General features: G+C 73.1%; 7 protein-coding genes. 1 reads left to right on the top strand and 6 read right to left on the bottom strand.

What is annotated here, in order from left to right; translation table 11 throughout:
- Positions 1-136 precede the first annotated feature (136 nt).
- Entirely contained in the window at positions 137-865 is a 729-nt protein-coding gene (locus tag ABZ497_RS35820) for an SDR family NAD(P)-dependent oxidoreductase (RefSeq protein WP_359812080.1), read from the top strand.
- 269 nt (positions 866-1134) lie between these two features.
- Here the strand turns inward: ABZ497_RS35820 and ABZ497_RS35815 are convergent, their stop codons facing one another.
- The 6 genes from ABZ497_RS35815 to ABZ497_RS35790 all read right to left on the bottom strand — a co-directional run bounded on the left by ABZ497_RS35815 (position 1135) and on the right by ABZ497_RS35790 (position 10227).
- Entirely contained in the window at positions 1135-2553 is a 1419-nt protein-coding gene (locus ABZ497_RS35815) for a non-reducing end alpha-L-arabinofuranosidase family hydrolase (RefSeq protein ID WP_359812077.1), read from the bottom strand.
- Positions 2554-2722: 169 nt separating this feature from the next.
- The gene (locus ABZ497_RS35810; RefSeq protein ID WP_359812074.1) at positions 2723-4195 is read right to left on the bottom strand and encodes an endo-1,4-beta-xylanase; all 1473 of its coding nucleotides are present in this window, start codon (positions 4193-4195) and stop codon (positions 2723-2725) included.
- A 758-nt stretch (positions 4196-4953) separates the two neighbouring features.
- Complete coding sequence (locus tag ABZ497_RS35805) at positions 4954-5733, bottom strand: hypothetical protein (RefSeq protein WP_359812071.1); 780 nt, start codon at positions 5731-5733, stop codon at positions 4954-4956.
- Positions 5730-6260: a SigE family RNA polymerase sigma factor gene (locus ABZ497_RS35800; protein WP_329485149.1), complete on the bottom strand. Its 531-nt coding sequence runs from the start codon at positions 6258-6260 to the stop codon at positions 5730-5732. The genes ABZ497_RS35805 and ABZ497_RS35800 overlap by 4 nt, the downstream gene beginning before the upstream one ends.
- Positions 6261-6391: 131 nt before the next feature.
- On the bottom strand, positions 6392-7438 hold the full coding sequence (locus ABZ497_RS35795; RefSeq protein ID WP_359812067.1) for an expansin EXLX1 family cellulose-binding protein: 1047 nt from the start codon (positions 7436-7438) through the stop codon (positions 6392-6394).
- A 140-nt stretch (positions 7439-7578) separates the two neighbouring features.
- Positions 7579-10227 (bottom strand): RICIN domain-containing protein, encoded by a 2649-nt coding sequence (locus tag ABZ497_RS35790; protein WP_359812064.1) that lies wholly within the window; start codon positions 10225-10227, stop codon positions 7579-7581.
- Positions 10228-10566 lie beyond the last annotated feature (339 nt).

Genomic DNA, 10566 nt, shown 5'->3' with positions numbered 1-10566 from the left:
ACGCCAACACCAAGCCCGGACCAGCCACTACAAGCGACGAGGCCACAGCCCAAGAGCTGAAGCCTCATCACGGTAAGCACCGTTGCAGTACTAGGCTCACCCTTGATCCACTGAGAGCGTCGAAGGAGGTGCGGGCATGGATCTCGCCGGGAGGACCGTGGTGGTGACCGGCGCGGGGCGCGGGTTCGGAAGGGCGTTCGCGGTGCACGCCGGCCGGATGGGTGCGCGCCTGTTCGTCTCCGCCCGCACGCCGGCCGCCGCGCGGAAGACGGCCGCGGAGGTGGCGGCCGACAGCGGTGCCCAGGTGGACGCGTTCGCCTGCGACCTGGCCGACCCGGCCACGGTGCGGGGCTTCGCGGAGGGGGTCGCCGCGCGAACGGCCCAGGTGGATGTGCTGGTCAACAACGGCGCCCGGTACCTGCAAGGCCCTGACCTGTGGGACGCCGACGACGAAGCGATCGCCGACACCGTCGCCTCCGGAGCCACCGGCACCCTGCTGACGGTCAAGCACTTCCTGCCCCTGCTGCGCGCTTCGGCGGGCGCGGACGTGGTCAACCTGGTCTCCTCGGCCGCGGAAGCGAGGAACCATCGGTCGCAGGCGCATCCCGCGTTCTACGCGGCCAAGGCCGCCCAGGCCGGATTCGCGGACGTCCTCTCCCATCGGCTCCGCCCCGAGGGCATCCGCGTGATCTCGCTCTACCCGCCGGACTTCACGGACGGCGACCCGCTCCACCCCCGCTGGGACGACGCCTCCCGGACCACGGACGACCCGTTGACCGCGCGGTCCGTCCTCGACTGCGTCCTCTTCGCGATCGGCCAGCCGCGCGACTGCTTCATCCGTTCCTTCCACTTCGAGCAGCTGTAGAGCGGCACTTCGAGTGGCCGCGAGGCGCCGTCGGGTCGCCGCGCAGCGGGCCCCGGCCGAGCGCGCCGTCCGTGCGGGGCGGTCCGCACCCCGCGCTGACGGTCCGCGAAGGGAGGGACCCCGGCCGACGTACGGCCGGGGTCCCTCGGGCCGGTCAGAAGCGGTCAGGAGCGGTCAGGAGCGGTCAGCAGGCGGAGGTGCCGGTGCCGGGGGAGGATCGTCCGGGCACCGCCGGCCGCACGCGCCCGAGTTCACCGGGGGCGGGTCGGTCAGTGCTGCAGGGTGAGGACACCCGGCCGCCACGGCAGCTGGTCGTAGGGGCCGCTCGCGCTGGGGGACTTGCCCTGGTAGAGGAACTGCAGGTTGCAGGGGTCGACGGTCATGGTCTGGTCGGGGTTGTTGCGGACGAGGTCCCCGTGGCTGATGTCGTTGGTCCAGGAGGCGCCGCTGTTGGCCTTGCCCGCGAAGGGGTTGCTCTCGGTGGCGGCCTGCGGGGTCCAGGAGCCGTTCAGACTGGTGGCGGTGAAGGAGCGGAAGTAGCGCTGCTCGTTCGCGCCCCGGGCCTCGACGATCATGAGGTACTGGTTCCGGCCCTGGACCTTGTAGACCTGCGGTGCCTCGAAGAGGTTCTTCACCGTGTCGCTCATGACCGTCGTGTAGGAGGAGCCGAAGTTGCCCGGGAAGTTCCCGATCGGCATGCTCGCCCGGTAGATGCTGCCGTTGTCACCGGCGAAGAACAGGTACATGTTCTGGTCGTCGGCGATCAGGGTCTGGTCGATCGGGGCGGCGCCCGGGATGCCGCCGGTGAACAGCGGCTGCGGCGCGGACCAGCCGTTGGGGTTGGTCGGGTCGCTCGACGTGCGGTAGATGAAGGGCCACGCGCCCCACTGGTACGCCAGCACCCAGATGTTCTTCGGGGCGAAGTAGAACAGCGTGGGTGCCACCGCGTTCTGGTTCATCCCGGTCTGCCCGGCCGACGCCATGCCCGACCAGTCGGTGAACGGAGCGAACGCCATCGAACCGTACGAGGAACCCGACACGTCAGAGGCGTAGACGAGGTGCTTGCCGTTGTACGTCACGGTGGTGAAGTCCTTCAGCGCGCCCCACCCGTTCGCCGGCTGCGCCAGCACGCCCGTCGACGACCAGCGGTACGTCGACGGGAGGGGGCAGGTGCCGCCCGGCGTCGTCCCGGACAGGCCGGTCCACTTCTGGTTGGCGGCGCCGGTGCACGTCCAGATCCCCACGGCCGTGCCGTTGGCCGTGCCGGCGCCGGTGACGTCCAGGCACAGCCCGGACTCCACGCCGACGATCGTGCCGTCGGAGTTGACCCGCCACTGCTGGTTCGCACCGCCGCTGCAGGTCCAGATCTGCACCCTGGTGCCGGCCGTGGTGGCGTGGCCCGGAACGTCCAGGCACTTGTTGCCGTACACGGTCAGCTGGTTGGTGGACGTCGACGTCCACTGCTGGTTGGTACCGCCCGAGCAGTCGTAGATCTGCAGGGACGTGCCGTCGGCCTGGCCGGCGTTCTGCACGTCGAGGCACCGGCCGGAACCGGCACCGCGCACGGCGCTGCCGGTGGCCGCCTGTGCCGGGTTGGCGACGAGCATCGTGGCCAACGCCACCACGGCCGCGAGCACGGCGGTGAGCACCACGGACAGGTGCCCGCGACGGGAATTCCGTCTGCGCATGGGAGACCTCTTTCGTGAAGGGAGGGAGTTGTCACACGGCCTTGTCATCGCTCACCTGTGCGCGCCGCCGTGAGGGCGCGCATCGAGCGTCTTCACACCCGCTGCCCCGCGGCGGGTGCCCGGTCGAGACAGGAGCCCGGCGGGGCACCCGCCGCGCTGGCGGCTCGACTCAGCCGAACTTCCAGTGCTGGTTGGCCCCGCCGGTCGAGTCCCAGATCTGGACGGGAGCGCCGTTGGCGGTCTGACCGCCGGCGACCTCCAACGCGCGGCCGCTGGCGACGTTGGTCAGGGTGTAGGAGCCGTCGCCGTTCCGGGCGGCCCGCCAGTGCTGGTTGGCGCCGCCGTTGGCGTCCCAGACCTCCATCCTCGTCCCGTTGCCCGTCTGGTTCGCGGGCTCGTCCAGCACCCGGCCGCTGGCGACGTTGGTCAGGGTGTAGGAGCCGTCGCCGTTCTGGGCGGCCCGCCACTGCTGGTTGGCGGCGCCGCTGGCGTCCCACACCTGGAGCGGGGTGCCGTTGCCGTTCTGTCCCGCGGGTTCGTCGAGCACGCGTCCGGCGGCCACGTCGGAGAGCGTGTAGACGGTGCCGGGGGTGATGCCCCCGGGCGGCGTCCCGCCGCTACCGCGGCTCAGGGTGGAGAGCACCGCGCCGTAGGCGGCCTTCTTGTTTCCGTTGTTGTCGAACAGCAGCGGGTTCTCACCGGTGCGCCAGGAGTCGCTGTCGCGGATGCCCCACACCGTGATGCCCGTGCAGCGGGCGACGTCGAGGCAGGTCTGGACGGCGGTGGTGTACGCGCCGGCGGACGCCTGGGCGATGTCGAGCTCGGTGAGCTGGACGTCCACGCCGAGGGCGGCGAAGGCGGACAGGGTGGTCCGGAAGCTGGCCGGCGGCCCGCCGGCGCCGAAGTGGCTCTGGAATCCGACGCAGTCGACGGGCACGCCGCGGGCCTTGAAGTCCTTGACCATGGAGTAGACGCCCTGGGTCTTGGCGTCGGACCAGTTCTCGATGTTGTAGTCGTTGTAGCAGAGCTTGGCCGAGGGGTCGGCGGTCCGGGCGGTGCGGAAGGCCTCCTCGATGAAGCCGTTGCCCAGCACGTTCTGGAACACGGAGCCGCGGTGCTGGCCGCTGCCGCCGTCGGCGAAGGCCTCGTTGACCACGTCCCAGGCGTAGATCTTGCCTTTGTAGTGGGCCATCTCCGTGGTGATGTGGTTGTTCATCACGCTGCGCAGGGTGTTGGCGTCGGTGATGCCGGTGACCCAGTTGGGCAGCTGGGAGTGCCAGACCAGGGTGTGGCCGCGCATGCGCTGGCCGTGCGCGGAGGCGTGGCCGACGATCGAGTCGGCGGGCCCGAAGTCGAACGACCCGCGGGAGGGTTCGACGGTGTCCCACTTCATCTCGTTCTCCGGGGTGACCATGCTGAATTCCCGGTCGAGGATGGTGGAGTAGGTCGGGTCGCCGAGCTTTCCGGCGGGCACTGCGGCGCCGAAGTAGCGGCCGCTGCCGGCCGCCGCCGCACCGAGCGTGGTGGCCCCGGCGGCGTCGGCCGCGGGGCTCGCGGCGACGGCCGTGACCGAGCTGACGACCAGGCCCGCGACCGCGGTCAGGACCTTGCCGAGGCGGGGCTTCTGGGTGAGCCATGGCATGACGGATCGTTCTCCTTGGGTGGGGGATGACGGCACACCGGTGGGGACCGGGGCCTCGTCGTGACGATCGTGCGCGTACGCGGCCGAGCCGGTCCTGCCGGGCAGGGCGGGCTGTGCGTGCCCCGAGCGCGGAGCTTGGTCCCGTCCAGGAGCCGTAGCGCCGGTCGACGCACCGAGCGCACCCCTGTGGGTTCGGCGGATCCGGGGATCAACCGGGGTGTCGGCACCTTCTGTTAGCGCTAACATTTCCGCGGTGGGGAACGCGCCCTGCCTGACATGTTCAGGTGAAATCTCCAACAGGCGTTGCGAGTTGTCAATACCTCGCGCAGCGGCGGACCGGATTCGCCGCGGCACTCGCCCGGGCGCAGACGCCTCCGCCGTCCCCTCGGCGGCGTCACCGGCAGGCCGGCCTGCGCGGTGGCCCGGAGCGCTCGCTGCCGGCGACCCGACGCGGGACGGGGACGGTGACCGCCGCGCGGGCCGGCACCGGCCCGAAGGCGCCGGGTAGCCGTCCGGGTGCCTCGCACCGCCGGCCCGCCGGACCCCACGCGGGCGGTGCCGCCCGGCCTTCAGGTCGCGCTCGGGCGCCCCCGGGGCGGCGCGATACGACCGGACGGCTACCCGGCTACCCGGCTACCCGGCTACCCGGCTACCCGACTACCCGGCCACCCGGCGCGGCGGACGCCCTGCCTCCCGGAGGAGGGCCCCGCCGGGCGGTGGCTCTCGCCGCTCGGCACCTCCCCGGACGTGCATCCGGCTCATCGGGCGAACCCTCCCCAGACGGAGGCGGGGCCGCCCGCACTCCGGGCCTCGACCCGGTAGCTGTCGTTCGCGGCGCTGCGCGTGCCGGCGGCGTGGTTGTACTGGCCTGCGAACTCGTGCCGCCCGGCCGGCACGGTGCGGCCGGGCCTGAGGGTCCAGCGGTAGACCAGCACGCCGTCCGACTCCTGCACGGTGACGGAGAAGTCCTCGGCCGGCAGGGTTCGCCAGTTGCCGGTGTCCCGCACGTCGCCGGTCTGCGCGACGCGCAGTTCCACGGTGAGCGAGGTGAGCGGCTGGGCGGACGTGAGGAGGAGGTCGCTCTGGGCCCAGTAGACGGTGCTGTGCGCGTCCACCGAGCCCTCCGACCACAGTGGTCCGTTCTGTGGCCGGGTGCTCGCCGTGGGGGTCGGGCGCGAGGCGGGCGGGGCGTTGGTGGGCGGGTCGGCGGTGGGTGCCCGCGTCGGGTCGGCGACACCGGGGGGAGTCGCCACCGGGGGCGAGGAGGCGACCGCCGGAGGCGGGACGGCCGGGGTGGTGACGGGCTCCGACGGCGGAGTCCGGGCGATGCCGGCGACGGCGAGACCACCGGTCGCCAGGATGCCGGCGGCAGCGAGGCCGGCCAGGGCGGCCTTGGGCCACGACCTCGCGAACGTCGGTGTGCGGTGGCGGACGGGAGGACCGGCCGCACCGCGTTCCACGCGGGCCAGGATCCGTGCCCGGTCGGGCTGGTGGGCCTCGGCGGCCTCGCGCAGCCGACGGGTGATGTCGTCGTTCACCGGTTCCGCCTTCCTGCCGCCAGTTCGCCGACCGCTCGTGCGCCGAGTGCGCCTTCCAGCTCGGCCATCGCCTTCGAGGTCTGGCTCTTCACCGTACCGACCGATATGCCCAGTGCCACGGCGGTGTCCTTCTCCGACAGGTCGAAGGCGTGGCGCAGCACCACGCACGCCCGCTTGCGGAACGGCAGGCGGGCGAGCGCCGCGCGGACGTCCAGCACGGCGGCGACGTCCGGGCCGTCCGTCCGCTCGGGGGCCCGGGACCAGAAGAGCAGGATCCGGCGCCGCTCGCGAACCGCGCTGCGGATCCGTTCCCGGGCCATGTTGGCGACCACCCCGCGGGCGTAGGCGAGGGGGTGGTCGGCTGCGCGGAGCCGGTCCCAGCGCTGCCACAGGGCGATCAGGGCGTCGGCGGCGAGGTCGTCGGCCGCGTCCGTCTCGCCGGTCAGGAGATGGGCGAGACGGGCGAGTTCGGCGTGGTGGCGTTCGAAGAAGTCGTGGAACTCCGCGGACGCGTCATCGAGGAGCATTTCCCCCGGTCGCCCTCTCCTAGCAATGTGAGCGTTAACAGCCTGGCTGAGCGTAGCAGGGGCCGTGACCGGCTCCGGGTGGTGGCCGCCCCGGAGAGGGAGCCCGGACGGCGGGCCGGCGAGCGGCGCGGTCAATGCCGGGCGAACTGGACCCGGGCCGGCTGCGCGATGCCCGCTTGCAACGCGATCCCGTCGACGGTCAGTTGTTCCCCGTAGATGTCGGTGACCCTGATCGGGCCCCCGCACCCGGTGCCGTCGGCGGAGAGGAAGTAGTTGTAGTCGCTGCGGGGGAGCTGTCGCCAGCCGCCGGGCGCCCGGACCTCCAACGTCGCGACCGGGTTGCGGTGACCGATCGCCTGGATACCGCACCACCACTGGGTCGACCCGGTCTTGTACCGGACCGACATCGTCTCCGGCGCGCCCGGGCTCAGCAGCGTCCAGGTGATCGGGAGCCGGCCCACCGAGAGCTCGGCGAGCTCGGCGAAGGCCTGGTGGCTGAGGTCGAGCTGCCCCGGTGCGCAGGGCAGCGGGCACTCGTTGACGATCCGGACCGTGAGGGTGGCGCCGTTGGCGGCGCGGACGAGCACGGACGCCCCGCACGCCTTGGCCGACTCGTAGTCGGTGTGGTTCATCGCCGCGACCATGAGGTCGCCGGACGGGCCGAACGAGCAGGCGCCGTTGCCGTCGGCGGCGTCGTAGGACGTCGCGACGCCCGGGTAGCTCGCCCCGGGCTTGATCCGCCCGGCCAGGGACGCGGTGGCCGGCACCGGGTGGGCGGTGGCCGAGGGCGACGGGGTGGCCCCGGCGGTCGACGGCCGCGGCGTGGTGGTGGCGGGCGGGGAGGGGGCGGCGGTCGCCGGGGACGGGGTGCCGGCGGCCGAAGCCGTCGCCACGGTGGGCGTGGTCCCGGGCGGGGCGGCGGAGGCGGTCGGTGCGGCCGTTTCGGCCGCTGTCCCGACGGCAGGACCGGTGGCTTGTCCTGTGCTCGGTGCGGTGGCCGCGACGGACGCGGCGGCCGGCCGGCCGGCGGCGGCCTCCCCGCTACCCCCGCCGCCCCCGCTCCCCGGCAGGAGCGCGAAGGCCAGGAACGCCAGCACCCCGGCCGCCACCAGAACCAGCGGAACGCCCATGACCAGCCCGCGCCTCGACTGCGGGGCGGCGTGCTTCGTTGCCCTCATTCCCATCCATTCGGTAGATCGACTCGACGTTGCACTGCTCAGTGGCCGCCGGAGCCGGAAAGGTTGCCGCTCCGGCGCGGAATTCCCGAGGGGCTGCCCGGGCGGGCGGCGGGCCACGCCGCCCGCCCGGGCAGCGACGGTCAGGAAGGGTCGCCGTACAGCACGCCGCGCCCGTAGCCGCCCAGGTACACCCGGCCGTAGACGTCGGGGTCGCCGGCGACGACGTTGATGACACTTCCGCCGAACTGGTGCTGGTCGTCGTTGATCCTGGTCCAGGTCGAGCCGCCGTCGGTGGAACGGAACAGGCCGGTGACGCCCTTGACCTTCCCGCTCAGGAAGACGGCCTGGTAGCCGGCGCCCGGCGCCGCCTTGCCGAAGCCGACGGCGCTCGCCTGCTCCACGCCGTCGAGCTTGCGGAAGCTCGACCCGCCGTCCGTGGAGTGCCGGAGCCCGTTGCGCCCGCCGGCGATCCAGAGGTCGCCGGCGACGCCCGGAACCGCCTTGAGCTGCCCGTCGCCCAGACCGGCGGCGCGGGCGGTGAAGTGCCTTCCGCCGTCGGTGGCGGTGTACAGGGTGCCGCCGCTGAGCGCGTAGAAGGTGTTCGCCGCCGACCGGTCGGCCACCACGGCCGTGTCCTTGGTCAGGCCGGCGGCCGGCGTCCAGGACGCGCCGCGGTTGGTGGAGAGGAAGGGAGCCTGGCCCGAAGGGGTCCACACCACGGTGGCGCCGTCCGCCGAGACGGCCGTGGAACCACCGCCCGCGTCGCCCACCGGAACGCTCGCGAACGGTGTCCAGCCGACCCCGCCGTCGGTGGACCAGGCGCCGTGCTGCGCACCGCCGAGGCCGACCCGCACCAGGAACTCCGGCTTGCCCTGGGCGAAGTCGATGCCGGTGGTGTTGGTGAACAGCGGCCCGGTCAGCGCCTTGGCGGGAACCTTGGTCAGGTCGTCGTGCCGGAAGCCGCCGACATCCCCGAGTGCGCTGATCAGCGGCAGGCCGGGGGGCTTGACCAGTCCGAGCGTCGCGGTCTCCTCCAGGCCCCTGGCCGGGATCGTCCAGTGCGTCGGACGCCCGGTGTCCGCCGCCGTCACGTCGTTGCTGCCCCACAGGCCCGATCCGGTGCCGTACAGCACGTGTCCGGAGTCGAAGGGGTCGATGGCCAGCGTGCCCATCCAGTGCCCGATGCCGGTACCCACGTACGGCGCCGCGGAGTTGTCGCGCACGGTGCTCGCGTCGAGCGGCTTCCAGGTGGCGCCGCCGTCGGTCGACCGGTAGAGCTCGTCGGAAGGCCACCAGCGGTCGAGCGTGGTGACCATCACCGTGGCCGGGTGCTGCGGGTCGACGGCCAGGCCGGCGAAGCCGTAAGCGCCGCTGGACGGCGAGATGTTCTTCCAGGCCCCGGTGGACGGCGTGTACTTCCACACCGAGCCGCCCGTCACCCCGTTCGGGCCGGGCGCGTTGGTGTAGGTCAGGTAGAACGAGCCGTCGCCGGACAGCACACCGTGCTGCGGCAGCTGCCCGGTGGGCTGGGCCGGTACGGCCTGCCAGGTGGCGCCGCCGTCGGTGGAGCGGTACAGCGAGGTGGTCCGGTCGGCCACGCCGACGTAGACCGTCCTGCTGCCGGGCGGCCCGAAGGTCACGAAGGACAGGCCGGCGCCGCTGCTCGCTCCGTCCCTGACGGGGAAGCCGCCGACCTGGCTCCAGGTCACGCCGTAGTCGGTGCTGCGCCAGAGGCCGTTCTTGCGGGTGCCGAGGTAGAGCGTGCGGTGGTCGTCGGGGTCCACCACCAGGCGCTCGCCCATGGACCGGCCGTCCTCGTTGCCGCCCAGTTTGAACGGCAGGTCGGTGCGCTGGAACGTCCGGCCCTGGTCGGTGGAGCGGAGGATCGCGCCGTTGCCCGCCCAGTCGTTGGTGTAGGTGCCGCTCGCGAGGTACAGGCGGCCCGGGTCGACCGGGTCGGTCGCCAGGCTCTCGATCCCCAGCAGGTTCCAGTCGTCGCCGCCGATCCAGTCGGTCAACGAGGTCCACCGGGCGGCGGCCGCGTCCCAGCGGTACGCGCCGCCGATGTCGGTCCGGGCGTAGAGGAGGTCCTTGCGCGCGGGGTTGAAGACCAGCCCGGTGACGAACCCGCCACCGACGATCTGGGCGTTGTGCCAGGCATACCCGCCCGTGCCGTCGACCTTCACCAGCCGCCAGTGCTGGTTGGTGCTGCCCCGGTCGGCGTACTGGATGAGCGGCACGCCCTCGCCGTCGGAACCGCCCCACACGTCCAGGACCATGCCGCTGCTGCGGGAGACCAGCTTCACCGCGCCGCCGCCGACGTCCTGCATCCTCCACTGCTGCGCGGCGGAGCCGTGGTCGGTCTGCTGCTCGACGGCGGCGGCCGGCTCGGTGGAAGCCCCCCGCACTCCGATGACCTTGTGACTGCTGCGGTTCTCCACCTCGTAGAAGCCGTCCCCCACCAGCTTCAGTTGCCACTGCTGGCTCGCGGCACCGGCAGCGCGGCCCGCCTGGCGGATCCGGACGCCGTCGGCCGCGTCCGCCCCGGGGACGTCCAGCGCCTTGTCGCTGCGGACCGACACCAGCGTGTAGTAGGCGGTGGGGTCCACCGACGCGGCTTTCGAGTCGGCCTGCACGAGGAGCAGGTACGGGCCGAGCACGCCGGGCACGCCGAGGGCCAGGCCCAGCGTGGTCCAGCGCCGGCGGTGGCGCCCACGCGTACGTCGCCGGCCACCGGCCGCGCGGTCGTGCCGGGTGCGGCCGTCCGCGGTGGGATCCGTCTCGTTCATGGGGGCTACTCCTTGCTTCGGCGCCGTCGCGGCGCTGCCGCCCGGGTCGGCGGCGCGCGGCGGTGGGCGGCGCTGGGATCGGACGGCCCGTGGGCGGTGTGCCGCCCTCGTGCCACCCGTCAGTTGCCGCCGGCGGAGCGAAGGTTGCCGTGCGGCCGGGACTTTCCGCCGACGCCGGCCGGCCGGCCCGGACGGCCGGACCGCGAGGGCGCACCGGGCGTCCGGCAGCCGGCTGCCGCCTGGGTGCACCCACGCCTCGTCCCGGGTCGTCGGCGCGCCGGGGCGGGACGCGTCCCCGCCACATCGCAACAGCCTCGGGGAGGGAAAGAGTGTCACACC

The sequence above is a fragment of the Kitasatospora sp. NPDC005751 genome, assembly GCF_040630835.1.
Taxonomy (GTDB): Bacteria; Actinomycetota; Actinomycetes; order Streptomycetales; family Streptomycetaceae; genus Kitasatospora.
The sequence above is the reverse complement of the archived record's forward strand: the minus strand, read 5'-3'. Positions and strand labels throughout refer to the sequence as shown.